Annotated in this window: 16 protein-coding genes; 15 read left to right on the top strand and 1 reads right to left on the bottom strand. The window is 47.9% G+C overall.

All coding sequences use genetic code 11. The features are described 5' to 3' along the window. Positions 1–2 precede the first annotated feature (2 nt). The 15 genes from IEW26_RS10135 to IEW26_RS10065 all read left to right on the top strand — a co-directional run bounded on the left by IEW26_RS10135 (position 3) and on the right by IEW26_RS10065 (position 23807). Positions 3–1337: an ATP-binding protein gene (locus tag IEW26_RS10135; RefSeq protein WP_188592432.1), complete on the top strand. Its 1335-nt coding sequence runs from the start codon at positions 3–5 to the stop codon at positions 1335–1337. After that, positions 1334–3538 carry a DEAD/DEAH box helicase gene (locus tag IEW26_RS10130; RefSeq protein WP_145402510.1) on the top strand — a complete coding sequence of 735 codons (2205 nt, stop codon included), beginning with the start codon at positions 1334–1336 and terminating at the stop codon, positions 3536–3538. The genes IEW26_RS10135 and IEW26_RS10130 overlap by 4 nt, the downstream gene beginning before the upstream one ends. A 297-nt stretch (positions 3539–3835) precedes the next feature. Next, positions 3836–4810 (top strand): EamA family transporter, encoded by a 975-nt coding sequence (locus tag IEW26_RS10125; protein ID WP_145402509.1) that lies wholly within the window; start codon positions 3836–3838, stop codon positions 4808–4810. 199 nt (positions 4811–5009) lie between these two features. Further along, positions 5010–5435 (top strand): cupredoxin domain-containing protein, encoded by a 426-nt coding sequence (locus IEW26_RS10120; RefSeq protein WP_111272825.1) that lies wholly within the window; start codon positions 5010–5012, stop codon positions 5433–5435. 99 nt (positions 5436–5534) lie between these two features. After that, complete coding sequence (locus tag IEW26_RS10115) at positions 5535–6557, top strand: SDR family oxidoreductase (protein WP_188592280.1); 1023 nt, start codon at positions 5535–5537, stop codon at positions 6555–6557. Positions 6558–6623: 66 nt separating this feature from the next. Further along, entirely contained in the window at positions 6624–7334 is a 711-nt protein-coding gene (gene treR, locus IEW26_RS10110; protein ID WP_145402507.1) for a trehalose operon repressor, read from the top strand. A 218-nt stretch (positions 7335–7552) separates the two neighbouring features. Continuing rightward, positions 7553–11005, top strand: a complete 3453-nt coding sequence (locus tag IEW26_RS10105) for a DUF5107 domain-containing protein (protein ID WP_229729768.1) — start codon at positions 7553–7555, stop codon at positions 11003–11005. Positions 11006–11267: 262 nt separating this feature from the next. Next, the gene (locus tag IEW26_RS10100) at positions 11268–11846 is read left to right on the top strand and encodes a hypothetical protein (RefSeq protein WP_188592279.1); all 579 of its coding nucleotides are present in this window, start codon (positions 11268–11270) and stop codon (positions 11844–11846) included. Positions 11847–12126: 280 nt separating this feature from the next. After that, entirely contained in the window at positions 12127–13059 is a 933-nt protein-coding gene (locus IEW26_RS10095; protein ID WP_229729801.1) for a glycoside hydrolase family 5 protein, read from the top strand. A gap of 246 nt (positions 13060–13305) precedes the next feature. Continuing rightward, on the top strand, positions 13306–15375 hold the full coding sequence (locus IEW26_RS10090; protein WP_188592277.1) for a bifunctional aldolase/short-chain dehydrogenase: 2070 nt from the start codon (positions 13306–13308) through the stop codon (positions 15373–15375). 14 nt (positions 15376–15389) lie between these two features. After that, entirely contained in the window at positions 15390–16646 is a 1257-nt protein-coding gene (gene rhaA, locus IEW26_RS10085; RefSeq protein WP_188592276.1) for an L-rhamnose isomerase, read from the top strand. Between the two features lie 509 nt (positions 16647–17155). Further along, a complete protein-coding gene (locus IEW26_RS10080; RefSeq protein WP_188592275.1) occupies positions 17156–18829 on the top strand; it encodes a ribonuclease J in 1674 nt (557 codons plus the stop codon). 355 nt (positions 18830–19184) lie between these two features. Continuing rightward, positions 19185–20168, top strand: a complete 984-nt coding sequence (locus IEW26_RS10075) for a LacI family DNA-binding transcriptional regulator (protein WP_188592274.1) — start codon at positions 19185–19187, stop codon at positions 20166–20168. A 174-nt stretch (positions 20169–20342) separates the two neighbouring features. Then, entirely contained in the window at positions 20343–21818 is a 1476-nt protein-coding gene (locus tag IEW26_RS10070; RefSeq protein ID WP_188592273.1) for a glycoside hydrolase family 32 protein, read from the top strand. A 24-nt stretch (positions 21819–21842) separates the two neighbouring features. Then, a complete protein-coding gene (locus tag IEW26_RS10065; protein ID WP_188592272.1) occupies positions 21843–23807 on the top strand; it encodes a sucrose-specific PTS transporter subunit IIBC in 1965 nt (654 codons plus the stop codon). Positions 23808–23943: 136 nt separating this feature from the next. Here IEW26_RS10065 and IEW26_RS10060 read toward each other — a convergent pair whose 3' ends face one another. Then, positions 23944–24843, bottom strand: coding sequence for a manganese catalase family protein (locus IEW26_RS10060; RefSeq protein WP_145402498.1), 900 nt, complete (start codon positions 24841–24843; stop codon positions 23944–23946). Between the last annotated feature and the right edge of the window lie 3 nt (positions 24844–24846).

The raw sequence follows: 24846 nt of genomic DNA, 5'->3' as shown, positions 1-24846 counted from the left end.
CAATGAAAATTCCCAGACGCTTGACCACTGCACTTGTTAACTCTTTAACGGCAGGGGTTGTTCCACGAATCGGGCTGGAGCAGATTGCTGTGGGACGTAAGCCGGAAGTGGAGGCGATCCTGCGAGATTTGGAAAATATCGCCGAAGGCGGTGCTGCGTTCAAGCTGATTACAGGCCGATATGGCAGCGGTAAAAGCTTTCTTTTACAGATGATTCGCAACTATGCGATGGATCGTGAATTTGTTGTTGCGGATGCGGATTTATCCCCGGAACGCAGGCTTGTCGGCACAAAAGGTCAGGGACTGGCCACGTATCGTGAACTGATGACACGTCTATCCACCCGCACACGCCCGGATGGCGGCGCGCTGGAGCCTATTTTGCAAAAATGGATTGCAGGTTTGCAGCAGACGACAATGAATGCCCTGAATTTGCGCCCGGATGACCCTGCCCTGGCATTAGAGGTCGAAAAGCAGATTTATATGGTGACAGGTGAGATGCAGAATCTGGTTCACGGTTTTGATTTTGCAAAGGTGCTGGCAGCGTACTGGAATGGTTACAAACATGAGGACGATGACCAGAAGCAGTCAGCACTCCGCTGGCTTCGGGGGGAATATGCGACCAAAACGGAGGCGAAAAAGGAGCTGTCTGTCGGCGTCATTATTGATGACGATAACTGGTATGACTACTTCAAATTGTGGTCTGAATTTACGGCACGTATCGGTTACAAAGGACTGCTGCTTTTCATCGACGAAGCAGTGAACCTGTATAAAATTACAAATAGCGTATCACGCCAAAGCAATTACGAGAAGCTGCTGACCATGTTTAACGATACGATGCAGGGAAAAGCAGAGCATCTGGGTATTTTTGTGGGGGGCACACCTCAGTTTGTGGAGGATGAACGTCGCGGCTTATACAGCTACGAAGCCCTTCGTTCGAGACTTGTTGACGGTCGTTATGCCGCCAGTGCGTATGCGAATTATACCGGGCCTATCATCAAGCTGGCGATGCTGTCGCATGAAGAGATTTTGATTTTATTGCAGAAGCTGCGCCAGATCCATGCGCTTCATTTTGCGTATACAGCGAGCTTGAGCGATGAACAATTAGTTGATTTTATGCAAATGGCGGTGAATCGCCTGGGAGCAGATGAGCTTTTGACAACACGGGAAGTGGTGCGTGACTTTATGGATGTGCTGCATACGCTGCATCAGAATCCGGAAGTGACGTATGAGCAGCTGCTCGGTGAGCGAACAGCACAGGCCAAAGCCTCAATACAGGGAAAAGCGGGTTCAACCGAAGGGGATGACGTGGATGATTTTCTGGCGGAGTTCGAGCTATGAGTGACAATCCATTCTACAGACTGGCCCCGTTTGTGCAGGAGTTTATATATAAAAAAAGATGGGAAGCCCTGCGTCCTGCCCAGATTGAGGCGTGCAATATTTGCTTTCATACCTCACATCATATGCTGATTGCGGCAGGTACGGCTTCTGGCAAGACGGAGGCTGCCTTTTTTCCTGCATTAACGGAGTTGTACGACCAGCCCTCCAAGTCGGTGGGAATTCTCTATATTGGCCCCTTGAAAGCACTGATTAATGACCAGTTTGAACGTCTGAAGGACCTGTTGTCCGAAGGTCATATTCCGGTCTGGCATTGGCATGGGGATGTTCCTCAGGCGGAGAAAACCAAGCTGATGAAAAATCCGTCAGGGGTGCTGCAGATTACACCCGAGTCGCTGGAGGGCTTGCTAATGAATCGGCCGAATGCCATCCCTGCCCTCTTCCACGATCTGCGTTATGTCATCATTGATGAGGTACATGCCTTTATGGGAGCAGATCGGGGCATTCAGGTGCTGAGTCAGCTGGCGCGAATTGAACGTATGGCTGGCTGTGCCCCGCGAAGAGTAGGGCTGTCGGCCACATTGAGTGATTATGATACAGCTACCGCTTGGCTGGCTGCGGGAACACGGCAAGGCGTGGATGTTGTATCTTCACCCGGCGGGCGCAAGCTGAGGCTGCGGGTGGAGCATTTTTCATTCCCGGATGCACAGAACGAGGAACAGGCAGAGCAGCTGCATCATGCACGCAAAGCCTATTATGACTTTATATACGAGAGCACACATCGTAAAAAAGCGCTGATCTTCACCAACAGCCGCACCGATGCGGAATTGACGATTCTGGAGATGCGCCGTGTCGCTGCGCGAAGAGAGGAGCGGGATGTGTTTCATGTTCACCATGGAAGCATCTCGGCCATGCTGAGAGAAGAAACGGAAGCGGCACTGCGCACGGGTGCAGGTCCGGCTGTTGCAGCAGCGACAGTGACGCTTGAACTCGGGATCGATCTGGGAGAACTGGAGCGGGTGGTTCAGCTGGGGGCACCATACAGCGCATCGAGCTTTGTACAGCGGCTTGGACGATCAGGGAGGCGTGATGACATGGCATCGGAGATGCTTTTTGTCTGCCCCGAGGAAGAGGACGAGGAGGCGCAGCTTCCTGCTCGTATGCCATGGACGTTAATGCGCGCCATTGCTGTCATTGAGCTGTATGTCAGAACCAAATGGGTAGAGCCGCTGGAGGCTCGAAGGATGCCGATTGGTGTCCTGTATCACCAGACCATGAGTATGCTGAAAAGCATGGGGGAAGCGGAACCCGGAGAAATTGCCGCAGCCATTCTCAGCCTGGCACCATTTTCAGAGATTACACCCGATCAATATCAAACCTTCCTCAATTATCTGATTAAAACAGACCATCTGCAGTGGACCGAGGAGCAGACGCTGATTATCGGACTCACAGGTGAAAAGATTGTGAACAACTATCGCTTCTATGCCGTGTTTAAGGATGATGAAGAGCATAAAGTGCTGAACGGCTCGGAGGAGATCGGGTCCATTACAACGGTTCCGCCGCCGGGTTACTGCTTCTCGCTTGCAGGCAAGCTGTGGAAGGTCGAAGAGGTGGACCACAAGCATAAGGCTGTGTATGTGAAGCCGGCCAAAGGCAAGGTCGATACGCTGTGGCTCGGGGCAGGGGGAGATATTCATACCGCTGTTGTTCAAAAAATGCGTGAGGTGCTGTCCGATTCGGTCATCTACCCTTATCTGTCACCCCAAGCCGTCAATCGACTGGAACGGGCAAGACGCCTTGCACGCGAGAGCGGCTTGCTCAAGCAGGTTGTCATACCGGCAGGCGGGGATTCCATGTATGTATTGCCGTGGGTAGGCAGCAAGGCGTTCCGTACACTGGAGCGGCTGATGAAGCATAATCTGTCGGAAAGGCTGGCTTTGCGTTCGGTCGTGCCGATGGAGCCATATTATTTTGTCGTTTCGGGTAAAGTGGATGAACGAACGTTGTTAGCCGAGATGATGAGTGAATGCCGTATGGCACAAGACGCTTCTGCATTGTTAGCGGAGGACGAAGCGCCTTATCTTGGCAAGTATGACGAGTTTATCGCACCATCCTTGATTCGGGAAGCTTTTGCCGTGGACGGACTGGATCTGGAAGGGTTACAAGCAGGGCTGCAGACTACACTGGAATGGGATTTGAATTAAAATTGAAATGGGGTTGACACAAGCTCACTCCACATGTAATATATGAAAAGTCGTCACATGAATGATATCTCAAATTGCATATTTCATTTCGTATAACCTCGCAGGCCAAAAGTGTACACAGGGCGAGGGTCTCTACGGGAAGCCTATACTTCCTAACTACGATGCCAGGGAATCAACGTATTCCTTGCACGGAGTTAGGATTTTTTGCATTTGACAATTTGCCAGATAGATCATTGTGACCTTACTTAAACCCGAATTCGGTACGTATTTTTGGATTATCAGGAGGTTTATTGAATCATGAAATATTATTTGTCTGTCCTGGCAGGAGCGATGAGCTACGGTATCCTGTCCACGATTGTTGTGCTCGCTTATGGTCAAGGGTACCAGCTTGGCGAAGTGGTGGGCACCCAACTGATTACCGGCTTTATTCTGTCCTGGATGCTGGCATTATACACTCGCTTCAGAGCTGGACGCAGAAGCAAGCGCGGTGTACAGCATAACGGAAAAACTGCGTCAGCGTCCGCTTCAACCGTGTTTGCACGTTTGACCTGGAAGCAGCGTCTGCTGCTGATGGCGGCAGGTACACCAACCGTAATTACCGGTCTCGTTTATTATCAATCGTTGCGTTATATACCTGCTTCATTAGCAATCATTCTGCTCTTTCAATTTACGTGGATCAGTGTACTGATTCAGGCGATCAGCAAACGTCAGCGTCCGGATAAAGTGACGTTTCTGACACTGCTCATTTTGTTTGGCGGCACATTGCTAGCAGCAGGTTTTCTGGAGCAGGGGCTTGGTGAGTTCAGCGGCCTTGGTATTGCTCTTGGCCTAATGGCTGCGGTCAGTTATTCCTTGTTTGTGCTCTTTAGCGGTAAAGCCGTTCCTTCTGCACACCCGGCATTTCGCAGTGCCTGGATGGTTACAGGCGGTTTGATCCTGTTATGTATTCTGTTCCCGCCGACCTTCCTCTTCAACGGCTTGATCTGGAGTCAGCTGCTTGTGTTCGGATTGCTGCTGGGATTCTTCGGCGCATTTATCCCACCTGTTCTGTTTGCAATTGGAGTGCCGCATATCGGTGGAGATATGGCTGGCATTCTGGGCGCGGTGGAGCTTCCGGTTGCGGTGCTGTTATCCTCAATTGTTCTGCATGAGCATGTGAGTGGATTGCAGTGGATCGGTGTGATCATCGTATTAATCGGTGTCGCTCTGCCAGAATTGTATAAAATGCGAATGAGACGAAGCCAGAGCCAGAGCCGTCCTTTATATTCCTGAGTGAGTTGCTGGAACCTGCTGTCCATGCATAATGTCATACAAGGCCTGAGAAATCAGGTCTTTTCTCATTTTGTTCACAGGTTAGTCAGGGAATAGCCCGGAGGGGTCATTTTCATTAAGCAGTGAATGGGGTATGCTTGTAAAGTACATCCATCCACCTCACAAATGAAGATGGGACAATGCAATAAGGAGTGTTCATATGAATAGCTGGTTTAAGAAAGCATGGCCTTTATTAACTTTGGGTGTAGCCGTAGTTGCCCTGCTTGGATCATTTTTTGTATATTTCATGGGTAAAGACGTATCCCCGGGATCAGGCAAAGCAGTGACTGCTCAAGCCGAGACACCAGAGGATTTGAAAGGATATGAAGTTATTGATGTTAACGTAAGCAACGATGGATTCGAGCCTAATGTCATTGAGGTAAAATCCGGGGTGCCTACGAAAATCAATTTCATTCTGACTCGGAGCGTGACACACGTCAAATCGGTTGCTGCAGAGAAATTAGGTATGGACCTGTATATGCAAAAGGGAGACAATTATTACACGGTGGATCAGAACGTCAAGCCGGGAGAATACGAACTTCACTGCGGTATGTATATGATTTACGGAACAATCAAGGTGATATAATTTGTATAACAGGAGCAGAGTTCGTTCTAACGGACTTTGCTCCTTTTTGTCGTGCATGCTATCATGAACGTGGATGCAAATTGATCTGGAGGTGCAGAGATGAAAGCGCTATTTATTGGAGGCACAGGCACCATAAGCACGGCGATTACAGAGATGCTTGCGAAGCAGGGCTGCGAACTGTATTTGATCAACCGCGGGAACCATAACGATGAATTGCCCGCAGAGGTCCGGGTCCTTCAGGCTGACATTAATGATGAGAGTCGTGTAGCCGAGCTGATTGCCGAGCTTGAATTTGATGTTGTGGCAGACTTTATTGCTTTTGTACCCTCCCAACTGGAGAGAGACTATCGTTTGTTCAAAGGCAAAACCAGGCAGTTCATCTTCATCAGCTCTGCATCGGCATATCAAACACCGTTATCTGACTACAGAATCACCGAAGGCACACCTTTAAGCAATCCATTCTGGGAATATTCCCGAAACAAAATTGCATGTGAAGACTATCTGTTGAAATTGTACCGGGACGAAGGTTTTCCTGTTACGATTGTTCGTCCAAGTCATACGTATGGCAACCAATCGGTGCCGCTTGGCGTGCATGGTGCGAAGGGCAGCTGGCAGGTCCTCAAGCGTATGCTGGAAAATAAACCGGTAATCATTCACGGTGACGGCACCTCGTTATGGACGATTACACATAATACCGATTTTGCCAAAGGTTTTATCGGATTGATGGGCAACATTCATGCGATCGGTGAAGCTGTACATATCACCTCGGATGAGTCTGTCACCTGGAACCAGATTCATGAGATTATTGCGGGCACGCTTGGCGTCAAGCTGCATACCGTTCATGTGCCTTCCGAGTTTTTAGCGGCCAGCAGCGATTTGGACTTGCGGGGCAGTTTGCTTGGAGATAAAGCCAATACGGTTGTATTTGACAACAGCAAGCTGAAACGGCTCGTGCCTGAATTTGTAGCAACTACGAGGGCGGATCAAGGGATTCGCAGCACAATCAAGCACATTTTGGAGCACCCTGAATTGCAGATTGCTGATCCTGAGTTTGATCAATGGTGTGATAGAGTCATAGGTGTTCTTGAAGAAGCCTTGGTCAAAATCAGAAATGAGAAATAGGAGTCATTGAACGAGATTACAGGTTGCCAATATGATAAAAAGGGTAATGAGCTATGGTGATGAAAAATGAACAATAAATTTATCCGAATATACGAAGATATTGCGGAACGTATTCGGAATGGAGAGATTGAGGCGGGCACACTGCTTCAATCGGAGCTGGAGCTGTCAGAACGATACCAAACATCCAGAGAGACGATACGTAAGGCGCTCAAGATGCTGTATGAGGAAGGTTATATTCAGAAGATTCAGGGGAAAGGCTCCATTGTTCTTGACATACGTAAAATTGATTTTCCCGTATCAGGCCTGGTCAGCTTTAAAGAATTGGCGCAGAAGATGGGACACCGTGCGCAAACCGTTGTTAAACTTTTCAGAGAACAAGCGGTGGATCAGGCGTTGAGCCAGAAGACGGGCTTTGCTCAGCAGCAGCAAGTCTGGCAGATTAATCGTGTTCGTAAGGTGGACGGGGAGCAGGTTATTCTGGACAAGGATTACATCAGCCAGCGTTTAATCCCCGGGCTTGACGAGGATATCTGCCAAGATTCCATCTATGAATATATTGAGCAGGGACTGGGGTTATCGATCTCCTATGCCAAAAAAGAAATTCTGGTGGAGGAACCGACGGCTGAGGACAGGGAACTGCTGGATCTGGAAGGCTTTCATAATGTTGTTGTTGTCAGAAGCCAGGTCTATCTTGAGGACACCAGCCAGTTCCAGTATACCGAGTCACGGCATCGGCCGGACAAGTTTATATTTGTAGATTTTGCAAGACGTAAATAAACATGGCCCCCAATAGAAATTGCATCAGGGCTGATTCCATCAATATCGCTTGTAAAGAAGAGAGTACCTTGTCACTGCATCTTGCAGTGAAGGGTGCTCTCTTTGTCTGTGGAGCGTAACAATCCGAAGATCGTCCATGAAGAACCGCTGAATGTCAATGTTACACTTGCTGGTGCCAGCGTATGATCAACGTATTACGAGGCAAGGAGTGAGCGAAATTGGAACAGGCTTCAGCAGGGCTAAAGGTTCGGGTATGGGAAGAGCAGAGAGACATTGCAACCTACGATACAGGCAAGCCGGATAAAAATCCGATGTTTCTGGAAAAACGAATCTATCAGGGCAGCTCGGGCAAAGTGTACCCATATCCCGTCATTGATCGGATTGAGGATGAGTCGAAGCCCAAATCGTATCGTCTGATTATTATTGAAAACGAATATATTCGTATCGAGATCATGCCAGAGCTTGGCGGTCGAATCTATCGTGCACTGGATCTGACGAATCAATATGATTTTGTCTATTACAACCGTGTCATCAAACCTGCGCTTGTAGGGCTTGCAGGTCCGTGGATATCGGGCGGAATTGAATTTAACTGGCCGCAGCATCATCGCCCGAACACATTTGGCCCGGTTGATTGCACGTTTGGTGATAACGATGATGGAAGTGCCACGGTATGGGTGGGCGAGATTGATCGGATGTACGGCACCAAGGTGACAACCGGTTTTACTTTGCATCCGGGGAAAGCTTATCTCGAAATCCATGCCCAGGTCTACAACCGAACAAATGAACCCCAGACTTTCCTGTGGTGGGCGAATCCGGCTGTAGCTGTGAATGATCACACGCAATCGGTATTTCCACCTGATGTTCATGCGGTGCTGGATCATGGCAAACGCGACGTTTCCCGTTTTCCGATCGCTACAGGCACGTATTACAAGATGGATTATTCAGAAGGGGTAGACATATCACGTTATAAGAACATCCCTGTTCCTACGTCTTATATGGCTTACAAGTCGGATTACAATTTTGTAGGCGGTTATGATCACAGTGTAAAGGCTGGACTATTACATGTCGCCAATCACCATATTTCTCCGGGCAAGAAGCAGTGGACGTGGGGAAACGGGGATTTTGGCAAAGCGTGGGATCGGCAGCTGACGGATGAGGATGGGCCGTATATTGAATTAATGACAGGTGTTTACACCGATAATCAGCCTGATTTTACGTGGCTGCAGCCGTATGAGACGAAATCATTTACGCAATATTTTATGCCGTATAAAGATGCAGGTGTAGTGAAAAATGCAACGATTGATGCAGCGCTAAATCTGGAGATGGATGAGACAAGCGGCAGCACGAGGATTCTGATCTATGCAACGAGTGTGTACGAGCAGGCCCGTATTGAAGTAAAGGGGGCTACAGCAACTTATTTGCAGGACATATGTGATCTCTCTCCAGTTCAATCTTATACAGGCACTTTTCCGTGGAGTGGCGAGGAAGAATGGCATCAATTAAAGGCGCACGTGCTTACAAAGGATGGAGAGGTTCTGGTATTTTATCAGCCGGCAAAGCCCAGCATTCACGAAATTCCCGATCCGGCGGAACCTCTGCCCTTACCCTCCGAGATTCATAGCATCGAACAGCTGTATCTGGCAGGTCTTCATCTGGAGCAGTATCGGCATGCTACGTATGAACCGGAAGCTTATTATTTGGAAGGACTGAAGCGCGACTATAAGGACATTCGTCTAAATATTGCATACGGTACGTTGCAGGTCCGCAGAGGTTTGTATCAGCTTGCCGAGAAGCATTTCAGACAAGCGGTTCAGTCGCTTACCTGGAAAAATACTAACCCATACGATAGCGAAGCTTATTATCAGCTGGGGGTAAGTCTGAAACTTCAAGGAAGGCAGAGTGAGGCCTACGAGGCATTGTACAAAGCGGTCTGGTCTGCACAGTTTCAGGATATCGGATATTATACGTTGGCCCAGATGGATACAGCCCAGAAGCAGTATATTCAGGCGCTGGAGCATGTCGAACTTGCGCTGACTCGCAACAGCAGAAATTATAAAGCACGTCATCTAAAAACAGCTTTGCTGCGAAAACTGGAGCGTCACACACAAGCAAACATATATGCATCAGAAACGCTGGAGCTGGACCCGATGGAATACGGAACGGCCTGCGAGATGGTTTTTTTATCCAAAGCTTGGCCTGCCGATCATCTTCAAGCAGAACTTGTGCGTGAGTCTAACGAGAGTAACCAAAGCAATTCAAGTCAACAGAACAATCAAAGCAATCATAGCAGTCAGAGTAGTCAATCCGATCGGGCCAAACGGGGCATGGATTATTTCCTGCAAATTATGCGGGGGGATGTCCACAATTATCTTCACATCACTGCGGATTATGCGGAGTGCGGTATGTGGGAAGAAGCGATCACCTTGCTTGATGTTGCCGAAACACAGTTGGTTGAATCCTATCCTATGCTTGGTTATGCTCAGGCCTACGTGTATCGTCAGCTGCATCAACGGGAAAGAGCATTGGAATGTCAGCAGCTGGCAAGTGCTGCACCGACAACATATTGTTTTCCAAATACGCCATTTGAGCTGATGATTCTGCAGGATGCGCTGGCAGCAGATCCCGGAGACGCGCGTGCCCACTATTATACAGGCAACGGGTTGTATGACCACAAACGTTATGAGGATGCCATTCGTCACTGGGAGCGTTCCTGCAGCATAGACCCAGCCTTTCCAACAGCACATCGGAATCTGGCTTTGGCATATTACAACAAAATGCATCAGCCTGAGCTTGCCCTGTCTTCGCTGGAGAAAGCGTTTCGGTTGGATTCGCAGGATGCCCGTGTATTTTATGAACTGGATCAATTGCAGAAGAAGATGTCCTGTGCGCCAGAACAGCGAATGCGCCAGCTTGAAGCCCACATGCCGCTCGTGCACCAACGAGATGATCTCTATATCGAATGGGTTACGTTACTAAATATGTTGGGTTTTCATCAGGAGGCATGGAGGGCGCTGCAGATGTGGCGGTTTCACCCATGGGAGGGGGGAGAAGGCAAGGTCACCGGACAGTATGTTATCGCTCTCACAGAGCTGGCAAAGCAGTTCATAGAACAGAGACAGCCGGAGGAGGCCATCCAATTATTGCACCAAGCGCAGATTTACCCGGAAAATCTGGGAGAAGGCAAGCTGGAGGGCAGTGCAGACAATGCACTTCATTATTATCTGGGCTGTGCATATGAACAGCTGCAGCAGACAGCGGCTGCGGAATTGAGCTTCCGCAGGGCATCAACCGGATTGAACGAACCCTCGAGTGCGATGTTTTACAATGATCAGCCGCCTGAGTCGATGTTTTATCAGGGACTTGCGTGGCTGAAGCGAAACGATGTCAAGGAAGCCAGAAGGCGATTTCATAAACTGATGGATTATGCGGAGCGGCATGTGCACGATCATATTCAGATGGACTATTTTGCAGTATCATTGCCGGACTTTCTCGTATTTGACGACGATCTGCATCAGCGGAATAAAGTGCATTGTCATTACATGCGGGCATTGGGCCTGCTCGGACTGAACCAAAAAAATGAAGCAGCACAGGAGCTGCATCAGGTGCTGGCGATCAACATCAACCATCAGCAGGCGTTCATGCTGATAACAAAAGGGCTGTCTTATATATAAAGATTTTTAGTTTAACTTGTATTAATCCATCAAGGCAAAGGGGAGCTGAACGATTCGATGAACGATCCGATAAACGATGCATATCCTTCTTTTACGTCAAGTCCTGGAGTATCATTCGCTTTACACTGGATGCCGAGGATAAGCCTGTACAGCCGGGACGATTGAAGGAAAGCAGAGGTCAGAATACTCAAGGAGAGTCTTACGGCTTCACCAGCATCATGAACTCAGCGTAACTACGCTGGAAGGACACATCATTCGCATCATGACGCTGACGCGTGAGGAAGCGCTGCGATCCTTTCTTTTTGAACTAGGTGGAGAAAAAAGATTAGTGATCAGCAGCAGCCATCTGCACGTTCATAATGAACAGTTGATCTGTACCTCCGCTGGGCAAAGCGAGATTAAGGCAAGCATCTATCCTGCACCAGAGCGTGCATCAGCATCTGCATATGCCACCCTGTGTGAATCACTTCAACCTATATTTACGACATATACATTACAGGTATCGCCTTATGAGCCGCGGGTTCAGATTGATTATGAGAAAGAACATGCAGCCTATTTAAACATAGATACGTGCTGGCCTGAAAAGGTTAATGATCTGTTTGTGGAGGTCGATTACGAGGGTGATGTCGCCGCGGCGTACATTCATCGGCAGCTGTTAACGGATCATATTCAGTATGGACAGCCGTGGAAAATCGGTCTGAAACAATCACGGCATCTGCTTCATAGTCATGCCCTGCGGCTTTTGATCACACCTCTTCGGAAGGGAACGACCGAGCATTATGTGAATCAGGCCTATGTTGAACAATTTCATGGAGTAGAGGTCTTTTTGATGTTTGAATAACCTGAAAATGTAAAAAATGTTTGATTTGTAAGCGCGATCATTTTATGATGTATTTATTACTTTAACGATAAGTTTATTTTTAGGGTGTTTTAGTTTAAAAAAACACTGGATTGGGCTTTACAGACTTTCAAGTCGTGTCTACATTTCATGGCGACTTGTGCCTTGTCGGTTTTAGTTCCTTTGTTATTACAAAGTGAATCAAAATAAAAAAATAACAGGAGGTTGTAAACGAATGCTGCAACTGAAAAAATGTACAATCTTTGCTTTGATTGCTGCTCTCATGCTCATGTCCCTGGCAAGCGGGGCACCTAAGGTATCTGCTGCATCTGGCTTCTATGTCAGTGGAAACAAATTGTATGATTCGACGGGCAAACCTTTTGTCATGAGGGGAGTGAATCACGGACATTCCTGGTTCAAAAATGATCTGAACACAGCTATTCCTGCGATAGCCAAAACTGGAGCCAATACGGTACGAATCGTTCTGTCCAACGGAGTGTTATATACCAAGGATGATTTGAATTCGGTTAAAAACATTATTAATGTGGTCAATCAGAATAAGATGATTGCTGTGCTTGAAGTTCATGATGCAACTGGCAAGGATGATTATAATTCCCTGGATGCCGCAGTAAATTACTGGATCAGCATTAAAGAGGCTTTAATCGGCAAAGAGGATCGGGTCATCGTAAATATTGCAAATGAATGGTATGGAACCTGGAACGGCAATGCATGGGCAGAGGGGTATAAAAAAGCCATTCCAAAGCTCAGAAACGCAGGAATTAAAAATACACTGATTGTTGATGCGGCAGGCTGGGGACAATATCCGCAATCGATTGTGGATTATGGTCAAAGTGTATTTTCAGCTGATCCGATGAAAAATACGGTATTTTCCATACACATGTATGAATATGCAGGCAAGGATGCAGCTACAGTCAAAACAAACATGGAAAATGTACTCAATAAAGGGCTTGCGTTGATTATTGGTGAGTTCGGTGGTTATCACACTAATGGTGATGTGGATGAATATGCAATTATGAGATATGGGCAGGAGAAGGGAGTAGGGTGGCTGGCTTGGTCGTGGTATGGCAATAGCTCCGGTCTGGAATATCTTGATCTGGCTACGGGTCCAAACGGCAGTTTGACCAGTTACGGTAATACGGTAGTTAACGACACATACGGAATCAAAAATACGTCCCAAAAAGCAGGAATATTCTAAGTACGTCATTCGAATGGGGCGAAATGAAAGTAAATTCTACTCACATAGAACAGGACAAGGCAGAGGTTACGGTGCTTTGTCCTGTTTGTTGTTTTACACACTATCGGTTGGAACAGTGAGTTTGATTTTGATTTTGTTTATTTCTTTGAATATTTCCGTTTGTGGATTAAAATTTTTGTTTTCAAAATAAAACAAAGATGATACACTCGAATAAGGAAGAAAACAAACATTATCGGAGGGGAACAAATGGTACAGAGTTTATGGAATGAAGCACAGGCAGCTGAGAAAAAAACAAGACTTGAGCAGTTGGTTTATCGTTCCAATCTGATCGGAACGGATCGCCGGGTGTGCAATATTTACGGCGGCAATACCTCTGTCAAAACAATGGTGAAGGATTTTCGCGGCCGTGATGTCGAAGTGATGTACGTGAAGGGAAGCGGCTCAGATCTGGCGTCTATGGAAGCCAAGCATTTTACCGGACTGGCCCTTGAGGATATCGGCCCTCTTATGGAGCGTGACTCGATGTCTGATGAAGAGATGGTGGAATACCTTGGACATTGCATGATTGATGCCAAACATCCGCGTGCCTCCATTGAAACGCTGCTGCATGCGTTCCTTCCATACAAACATGTAGACCACACTCACCCGGATGCAATCATCAGCTTATGCTGTGCAGATAATGGAAAAGAGCTGGCACGTGAAATATACGGTGATCGCTTTGTATGGGTTCCTTATGTCCGTCCGGGGTTCACACTCTCCAAGATGATTGCTGAAAGCGTATTCGCCAATCCGAATGCCGAGCTTGTACTTATGGAGAAGCACGGTCTGGTCACATGGGGTGAAACCTCTGAGGCTTGTTACGCACAGACGATCAAAATTATTAATGAAGCGGAAGCCTTTATTGAGGCACGTGTGAATGAAGCTGAGCTGTTTGGCGGCGTTAAACATCCGGCACTTCCGGCAGAAACACGTCGTCGGATTGCAGCAAGGGTAATGCCTGTCATTCGCGGAGCGGTGTCGGACAGCAAAAAGATGATTTTGTCTTTTGACGATCAGGATGACGTGCTTGCTTTTGCAGGTGGAGCGGATTCGGCTCAATTGTCCCAAGTGGGTGCAGCCTGCCCGGATCATCTGGTGCATACCAAAGTGGTACCCCTCTTTATTGACTGGGCGCCGAATGCAGATGATATCGATGGACTGAAAGTGAAACTTGCAGAAGGCATCGCTGCGTACAAGGAGCAGTACAAGCAATATTTTGAAGAGAACAAAAACGAAGGCGACGTGATGTTTGAAGCGGCTCCTCGCGTTATTCTCATTCCAGGTGTAGGTATGATTAACACAGGCAAGAGCTGGGCGCTGTCTCAAGTAAGCGGTGCATTGTACCATCGGGCAATAGCGGTTATGCGCGGAGCGACGAGCCTTGGTCAATTTGTTTCGCTCAGTGCCAACGAATCTTACAATGTGGAGTACTGGCCGCTGGAGCTGTACAAATTGTCTCTGGCTCCGGCAGAGACAGAGTTTTCACGTAAGGTGGCGTTTATTACGGGTGGCGCAGGCGGTATAGGCAGTGAAACAGCACGCAAACTGGTCTCGGAAGGTGCACATGTAGTGCTTGCAGATCTTAATTTGGAGGGGGCCCGGAAGGTCGCACAGGAAATTAACGATCAATATGGTGCCAATCGTGCATTTGCACTCAAAATGGACGTTACGGATGAGGAAGCAGTACAGGCTGCATATGCTGAAACCGCTTTGCAATACGGCGGTGTAGACATCATTGTGAACAACGCGGGTCTTGCTACGTCCAGTCCTTTTGACGAAACGTCACTCAAGGAATGGAACCTGAACATCAGCGTGCTGGGTACCGGTTATTTCCTGGTTGCTCGCGAGGCGTTCAAACTGATGAAGGAACAGGGCATCGGTGGCAGCATGGTCTTCATCGGCTCCAAAAACTCGGTATATGCAGGAAAAAGTGCTTCTGCTTACAGCTCGGCCAAAGCGCTTGAAGCACATCTGGCACGCTGCATTGCAGCAGAAGGCGGTGAATACGGCATTCGTGTCAACACGATTCTACCGGATGCGATTTTACAAGGTTCAGCAATCTGGAACGGATCATGGAGAAACGAACGGGCCGCTGCATATGGCATTGAGCCGGATCAATTGGAAGAATATTATCGGAAACGCACAACGCTGCTCGTTAATATCTACCCGAGAGATATCGCAGAAGGTATTGCCTTCTTCGCTTCATCGAAATCAGAGAAAACGACAGGTTGCATGCTGACCATTGATGGTGGTGTACCGGCAGCATTTACACGTTAAGGGAGGTTTGACGAATGCATAATCAGGTGGAACAAGCGTATCAAGCGGCAAAGGCTTTATATGCACAGCATGGCATCAATACAGATGATGTGCTGAGCAAGCTGGCAGATATTAAAGTCTCCGTGCACTGCTGGCAAGGAGACGATGTCAAAGGTTTTCTGAACCAGGAAGGGGAGTTGACTGGCGGCATATCTGTTACGGGGCAATATCCGGGTGCAGCAACAACGCCTGCGGAGCTTCGTGCCGACCTGGAGCAGGCTTTTGCACTCATTCCGGGTAAACATAAAGTGAATCTGCACGCGATCTACGCCGACACAGACGAACAGGTGGAGCTGGACCAGATCGAGCCGAGGCATTACGAGAACTGGGTAAAGTGGGCGAAAGAGCACGGAATTGGACTGGACTTTAACCCGACTTGTTTTTCCCATGAAAAATCAAGCGATGGCTTCACGCTCAGTCACCCTGACCCGGAGATCCGCAAATTCTGGATCAATCATTGTAAAGCTTCACGGAAAATCGGCGCATACTTCGGTGAACAATTGGGCCAAACCTGTGTAACCAATGTCTGGATACCGGACGGCTTCAAGGATAACCCGGTAGACCGCATGTCACCGCGCAAACGTCTGAAGGAATCACTGGACGAAGTATTTGCAGAACCGCTGAATCCGGAGCACAATCTGGATGCAGTTGAGAGCAAGCTGTTTGGCCTTGGTTCAGAGGCTTATGTTGTAGGCTCACATGAGTTCTATATGGGCTACGGTTTGCAAAATAACACTCTAATATGCCTGGATGCAGGGCATTTTCATCCAACAGAAGTGATATCAGGCAAGCTGTCCTCTTTGGCTTTATTTACGAGTGGCATTCTGCTGCATGTCAGCCGGCCGATGCGCTGGGATAGCGACCATGTCGTGATCATGGACGATGAATTGCTTGAAATTGCCCGTGAGCTGGTACGTCATGAGCTGCTGGGTACGACACACATCGGACTGGACTTCTTTGATGCCAGCATTAACCGTGTAGCGGCATGGGTTGTCGGTACGCGCAATACGATCAAAGCCCTGCTGCGGGCGATGCTGGAGCCGGTGGATGCACTGAAACAGGCGGAGCTGGAGGGCGATTATACGACACGCCTTGCGCTTACGGAAGAGTTCAAATCTTATCCGTTTGGTGCGGTGTGGGATTATTATTGTGCCCAGCAGGGTGTGCCTGTTCGTGAACAGTGGATCAAGGAAGTCAAATCGTATGAACAGGACATACTTCAGTCAAGGTAAAGTGCTGGTAAACTCGGTTATACGATTGAAGTACCCCTTTTTGTAAGAAGGACAGCGGAGATCAACATCAAAGCTGAAATAGAATAGCTGGCTAGTAATCCTAGCCAGCTAAGTTCAAAAATTTATTAATAAGGTTCTGGGCAAGCCTTATGCGGAAGCGGGCAAGTCCATTGAGGACCTACTGGATCAGAAGGTGCTGCTGAGATAAGCGAGGACATTGAAAGAGTCAAGACAGCAATTATTCCGAGTAGAGTCAATTTCTTTTTCATATATTCACCCCCCTTATTTTGTAATCATTATATCATTACTGGGACAAAAAAAGTAATATATTGGAATTTAAAAAGAGAGTTATTCTGTGAATGAGCTACTGCGGAATGAATATTTCCGTATGTGGTTTTTTGGCATACATACTTACTTGTGCATAACCAAAGCGTTTCTTTCCATACTAGGGATAGACAAGAAACGGAGACAAGAATGGAGAAACGTGATGTTAGGAGGATGGATGCATTTTGAAGCTCGCACATAACAAGCTGTATATTGCTGCACTTGGCGGCGTGAACGAAATCGGAAAAAACATGTATTTGATCCAGTACGATCAGGACATTATTGTCATTGACTGCGGTTCCAAATTCCCTGACGAGACGATGCCGGGGATTGATCTGATCATTCCGGATGTAACGTATCTGCTCGAAAATGTCGATAAAGTGAGGGCTCTGGTTGTTACACACGGACATGAAGACCATATCGGCGGGATACCTTACCTGTTAAAACAAATGAATATTCCTGTGTACGCTTCCAGACTGACACGTGGTCTGATCGAATTGAAGCTGAGAGAGCACAACCTGCTGCGCCAGACAGACCTGCATACCATTGATGCGAATTCTCGACTGGCACTGGGCAGCATGGAGGTTTCATTCTTTGCAACGAGTCACAGCATTCCGGATTGTCTGGGGATTTTTTTTCAGACACCTGCGGGAAATGTGGTACATACCGGGGATTTTAAATTTGACATGTCTCCTGTGAACGGTCCGTTTCCTGACTTGCATCGGATGGCCGAGATTGGCAAGCAGGGGGTGCACGTGCTGCTGTCGGAGAGCACCAATGCGGAAAGACCAGGCTTCACCCCTTCGGAGCGTGTAGTCGGAGATCACATTCTCGATGCGTTTATTCGGGCCAAGCAAAAAGTATTCATCTCTACCTTTGCTTCGAATATCAGCAGAGTACAGCAGATTGTGAACGCCGCCTTTCAGACCGGACGCAAGCTGGCGCTGCTGGGACGAAGTATGATTAACGTGGTGAGTGTGGCAAGTGAACTGGGATATCTCGATGTTCCAGACGGACTTTTAATTGAGGCAGCTGATTCAGGACAATTCCCACGCGAGCAGGTCGTTGTGTTATGTACGGGAAGCCAGGGTGAAGCGATGGCGGCATTGTCCCGTCTAGCTGCTGGCAAGCATCCACAAGTCAGCATTGAATCCGGAGATACCGTGATTATTGCTGCGGGAGCTATTCCAGGGAATGAACGAAATCTGGCCCATGTGATTGATAACCTGTACGTACTGGGAGCACGTGTTATCTATGGCTCCAGCGGAGCAGCGGGCATGCATGTGTCAGGGCACGGCAGTCAGGAGGAGTTGAAGCTGATGCTCACCTTGATGAAACCGGATTATCTGGTCCCGATTCATGGCGAGTTCCGTATGCTGTATCAGCACAGGCTTCTTGCTGAATCTGTCGGTATTGAGCCAAGTCATGTCTTCATTGTGAACAATGGAGATATGGTGGAGTACAGGGAGGGGATCGCTTCATCAGGTCCCAAGATTCCATCAGGCAACAGTCTGGTTGACGGGCTGCTGATCGGTGACGTGGGCAATATTGTACTCAGGGACCGCAGACAGCTGTCGTCGGACGGTATGCTGGTCATCGTCACCACTCTCAGTAAAACAGAGAAGCAGATGGTCGCTCCCCCCGAGATTATTTCAAGAGGATTTGTGTTTGTGAAGGATTCGGAGCAATTCATGAAAGAGCTTCATGAGCGGGTTGTCAGCCGGATAGAGGAATTGACGGGGGCTGGCGTGAATCAGTGGAATGTGATCAAACGCAAGCTGAAGGACGAGATCGGTCATTATATTTACGCGCAAACGAAGCGCAGACCGATGATCCTGCCGATTATCATTGAAGTTTGACAACATAACCAAGCCCGGTACGCATTGGAACACACTTTCTGTGTGAATCTCTGCGGGTGCCGGGCTTTTTGGTGTGGAAAGTTTATGTTGATATGTTCGCTGAGGACTATAATTCGCGGTATAATACTTAGACGAACGATTTTATAAATAAGTTGGACTAATCATTTACACAGAAACGGAGAGGACAGAAAAAACCTGTAAAAGCTGAGCGGTCGCCTTTATCATCGGATTTTCCCATTGAAGAAGGAACTCAAAAAAATCTGGGGATAACAGCGATTGGAAGGTTATTCTGTCATCGAAGTGCCCGTGTAAATTATCTTTAGTGTAACTTATTTAGACACAGAGGAGTTTCTTTATGAATAAAACCATTGCCGATATTGCTCAGATGGCGGGTGTGGCGAAGAGCACGGTGTCGCGTTTCCTGAACGGCGGCTCGGTTAGTGAGAATACCCGTCAGAAAATAGAGCGTATCATTAAACAATATAATTATGTTCCCAATACATTTGCGCGCAGTCTTAAAGCGAAAAAGACAAGCATTATCGGCACGGTTGTTCCACGTCTGGATTCGTATGCAACCTCCCAGACGTTGATTGGCATTGATGAGGAGCTAAGAGGGCTCCAATATCAGATGCTTATTGCCAATACGAGTCAGGATATGCAGCGCGAAATTGATGCCATTTATGATTTTGCCAGACAAAAGGTGTCAGGAATTATTCTGCTGGCTGCTGAGATCACCGATGCTCATCTGAAAGCTATTGAGGACATTCAAATTCCCGTATTGCTTGTGGGACAGCAGCATGAACTGCTGCACAGTCTGATTCATAATGATGATCAGGCGGGTTATGTCATGGGGAAACACGTAATTGAACGGGGACACCGGGATATTGTGTACCTTGGAGTTAGCGAGAGAGACCAGGCTGTAGGTATTCATCGCAAACGCGGATTTCAACGCGCTGTAGCCGAGTGCAGCGACTGTAAGGTCAGATATTACGAGACCAGCTTTAAGATGTCAGAAGCAGTTGTTACAGCACAGACCATTCTGGAAGCAAGCATGCCCACGCTAATTGTGGCGGCAACAGACAATATTGCAATGGGTGTGATGAAAACGGCATTTTCCCTGAACATTTCTATTCCGCAGCATTTATCGGTAACGGGGTTCGGGGACTATGATATTACGGAGATGATTCATCCAACACTGACCACCGTAAAATATCATTATTTGCAGGCAGGAATGCTTGCCGCAGCCCACATTAGTCAGCTTGTAGAAGGGCAGAGCGTAAGGCAGAAGACGATCCTGGATGTTGAGCTGATTTCCCGAGAAAGCGTTGACAAAATATAAAATGATCCTTTATGATAATTCCATCGAACCGGTTCCAATCCATTGTTTGACTTTGAAACGAAAACAAAGGATAGCGGAAAGCGGGGGCATGGAATTATTTTTTTGTTTATATTGGAACCGGTTCCTCTGGGGGGACTTATGATTTTGCAGCATGAATGGAGATTGAGAGGACTTATGAAAATGACTAGAGCACAGCTCTATAGACGGATTGATCAGGCCGAGCCGGGAGAATTAGCAAAGCTTGAGAAGCAGATTGCAGCATGTCCCTGGAGACAAGGTTATCATATTCAGCCTGTCACGGGCCTGCTTAATGATCCTAACGGATTTTCTTATTACGAGGGTTATTATCACCTTTTTTATCAATGGTTTCCTCTCGGTACAGAACACGGGATGAAATATTGGTATCATACACGCTCACGCAATTTGGTCCATTGGGAGAATATCGGCATTGCAATTGAACCAGGAAGCCCGTATGACTCTCATGGAGCATATTCAGGCAGTGCGGTTGAGAAGGACGGCAGGTTGAACCTGATCTACACGGGCAATACCCGTGATGAAAATTGGATCAGACATCCGTATCAGTGCTTGGCGGTTATGGATGAGCAGCATGTAGTCACCAAATACGAGCAGCCGGTCATTCCTGAAGTGCCCCCTGGATATACCGAGCATTTCCGAGATCCCAAGGTATGGCTGCATGGGGATGCTTATTATTGTGTCATAGGAGCCCAGCGTACGAATGAGACGGGTTGTACAGTGCTCTATCGCTCCGCGGATTTGAAACATTGGCAGTTTCTCGGTGAGATCATTACAGCATTGCCTTCCTTTGGCTACATGTGGGAATGCCCGGACTACATGGAACTGGATGGGCTAGGGGTGCTGATCTTCTCACCACAAGGCATTCAGGCTGCAGGAGATCAATTCCAGAACATTTATCAATCCGGATACCTTCTGGGCGAGCCCTTGAACCTGGAAACGAGAGCCTTTAATCATATCCCATTTCAAGAGCTGGACCGTGGTTTTGATTTCTATGCTCCACAAACGATGCATTCGCCGGATGGCAGACGAATTTTGGTTGCGTGGATGGGGCTTCCTGATCTCGTGTATCCCACCGATGACAGTGGCTGGGCACACTGCTTAACGATACCGCGGGAACTGTCCGTTCAAGGTAACAAGCTCATCCAGCGGCCTGTTGCGGAAATGGAACAGCTTCGCAGAGATAAACAGGGTATCGAAGCGAAGCTTACCCTGAACGATGAGTGTAAGACAGTCGTGAATTTTCATGGCATCACGTATGAGCTTGAATGTGAGATTAATCTGAAGGGTGCAGAACATGCTGGTATCGAATTCCGGGCGAGCGCCACGGAAAAAACGGTCATTCAGTATGATTGTTTGCAGCACAAACTTAAATTGGATCGCAGTCAATCGGGAGCAGCTCTGTCCGAAGCCAATGGAACAATTCGTCAATGTGCGTTGGAGGCAGATGTCATTAAACTGCGGATGTTTGTTGATTCATCCTCGGTTGAGCTATTCGTCAACGACGGACAAGAGGTGTTCACCAGCCGGATTTTTCCAAGTCGTGACAGTATAGCTATTCGATTTTTTGCATACGGCGGAAGTGCCGATTTCACAGCAATGAAGTGGAATTATTAGACGAACGGAGAGGAATGAGACAGTATGTCCGACAATCAGCGTATTGCGCAGGAAGTTATTGAAGCGATCGGCGGAAAGCATAATATTGCTTCGTTTGCACACTGTGCAACACGGCTTCGCATTATGGTGAAAGATAAACAGCAGATTGATCAGAAGAAGGTCGAGAATATCGACAAAGTCAAAGGTGCTTTTTTCAATTCCGGGCAGTATCAGATCATCTTCGGTACAGGCACAGTGAATCGCATCTTCGAAGAGGTTGAGAAGCTTGGCATCGAAGGAACATCGAAGGAAGATGTGAAGAGTCAGGGGAAAAAGGAAGGCAATGCATTCCAGCGTGCTATTCGCACGTTTGGTGACGTGTTTGTTCCGATCATTCCCGTGCTTGTCGCAACCGGGCTGTTCATGGGCTTGCGCGGTTTGCTCACGCAAAATGAAATTCTGGCCTGGTTCGGTGCAACGCCTGATGATATATCGCCAAACTTCCTGCTTTTTACGCAGATTCTTACGGATACAGCCTTTGCCTTCTTGCCTGCACTTGTAGCCTGGTCTGCATTCCGCGTATTCGGGGGAAGCCCGGTTCTCGGGATCGTGCTCGGCCTGATGCTGGTGAATCCAGCGCTGCCGAACGCATATGCTGTAGCCGATGGTTCGGTACAGCCCCTGCAGATGTTCGGATTTATCCCCGTTGTAGGATATCAGGGCTCGGTACTGCCAGCATTTTTCGTAGGTTTGATCGGTGCCAAGTTCGAAAAGATGCTGCGCAGGCGTGTACCTGAGGCACTGGATCTGATTCTGACGCCATTTATTACGCTAACGGTTATGATTACACTCGGACTGTTTGCGATTGGTCCTGTATTTCATTCGCTTGAAGAATGGGTGCTGCATGGCACAACAGCCGTGCTCGATTTGCCTTTCGGCATAGCAGGCATTATTATCGGATTTTTGCATCAGATTATTGTGGTTACGGGTGTACATCATATCTTTAACTTCTTGGAAATTCAACTACTGGAGAAAACGGGATTTAACCCGTTCAACGCAATTATTACGTGTGCTATGGCTGCGCAAGGAGCGGCATGTCTTGCTGTTGGTCTGAAGACAAAAAATATGAAGCTCAAAGCGCTTGCTCTGCCGTCTTCCTTATCTGCTTTTCTCGGGATTACGGAACCAGCGATTTTTGGTGTAAATCTGCGATATATGAAACCGTTTGTTATGGGTCTGATCGGGGGCGCAGTGGGCGGTTTTATCGCATCATTATTCCATCTGCAAGGAACAGGCATGGCTGTCACGGTCATTCCGGGAACTCTGCTGTACCTGAATAGTCAGCTGCCTCTGTATATCGTAGCGAATGTCACAGCGATGGCCATTGCTTTTGCGCTGACCTGGTTCTTTGGTTATAAAGATCAACCCGCTACAGAGGAGGAGGCTACGGGTAACGATTCTCCGGTTGAAAACCAAGCAATCCCATCTGAAACGACATTGCCATCGGCTATTCCCGCATCTCGTCCCAACGTTAAACAGCTGGAGATTGCCTCGCCCATGCATGGAACTGTTGTTGATCTGGAGCAAGTGCCTGACCCTGCATTTTCGGAAAAACATATGGGGGAGGGCATAGCCATTCACCCTTCTGATGGCAAGGTGTATGCTCCGTTTGACGGAGTTGTAGCCCATGTTATGGATAAAAGCAAACATGCTGTTATTTTAGAGCATGCCACAGGAATCCAGCTATTGATTCATATTGGCATTAATACAGTTGGACTGAAAGGTAATGGCTTTGTTACTCATGTGAAAAGCGGAGATTCTGTGCTTGAGGGACAGCTATTAATTGAATTTGACAGAGATATAATTCAGAATGCCGGCCTGCCGCTGATTACACCTGTCCTGATCCCGAACGGCAACGACTTGATCTCTTCGGTGAGAGCGGTATCAAGAGGACATGTTAACGCAAATAGGAAAAGGGTGCTCGTCGTAGAGTTTACTGAGCGGCAATAACAATCTTGCGATTTCGATTGTAATTGGAAACATCATACTTAAGAATTGCATCAATCCATCAGTCGTAGCTGAGATACAATAGAAATAAGGAAAACGATTGGAGGTATGCTCCGGTCGTTTTCCTTTTCTTTGTCAGTTAGAGTCCTGCATTTCGTTTCAGGCGTTCTGCGATCTGTAGAAAATCCTCCGGGGATATACCGGGCGCGAATTCCTCCGGCAGGTCAGGCAGCTCGGGGATGGGCCCTCCGTAACCAGGCAAACCCGCGAAAGCCTCCAGCTTACCGCCGTCGGTCGGATGTGTGCCTTTCCATATTTGGGCGATCTGCTGATAATCCTTGTCACTGAACGTATACAACCGGCGCTGCTCACCCATCGCTTCCCATTTGCGTGTGGTATCAAAGGCTTTGTTGTCCAGATTGGGGATCGGAATCAGCTTGGTCACGTCTACCCCTGTTGCAATCTCCAGCGCTTTGGCATAGGCAAGAATATGTACGCCGCCGCGCACAAGCAGATAACCAGTCATCTCACGAGCGGTATTGTTATCAGTCATCTCATAAACTCTCATTTTGTGTGTTCTTGCCCCGCACTCCAGAAAAAAGTTATGCAGCAGATCAAGAATCAGATTGCCGCTGCTGAACACATTCGAACCATCCCAAGGTCTTCCCATGGAATCATAGGGCAGTGCTGTTTGCGCGGATTCAATAAAATGGGAGGTCATGCGTGCATCCTTCCCTATTCGGAGCGGTGTAGTGTCTGGTGCACCTGGAGACGTCGAGCCTTCAAGCATCAGATTAATGGTGTTGGCCACAAGCTCGACGTGGCCGAACTCTTCGGCTGTAATACTGGCGACAATATCGTAGAACGGACGCAGCTTGGATCTGCCTCTGAAGTTAAATGACTGGTACATGTAATTGTTAAGCGTTGACATTTCTCCGAATTTTCCGCCTAACAGCTCCTGTACCGCACTGGCACCGTTAGGGTCCGGATTGTTGGATATGGGCAATTCAATCGCAAGACGATCCACACGTTTAAACATGTC

The sequence above is a fragment of the Paenibacillus silvae genome, assembly GCF_014639235.1.
Taxonomy (GTDB): Bacteria; Bacillota; Bacilli; order Paenibacillales; family Paenibacillaceae; genus Paenibacillus; species Paenibacillus silvae.
This window is presented reverse-complemented; position numbering and strand designations above follow the sequence as displayed.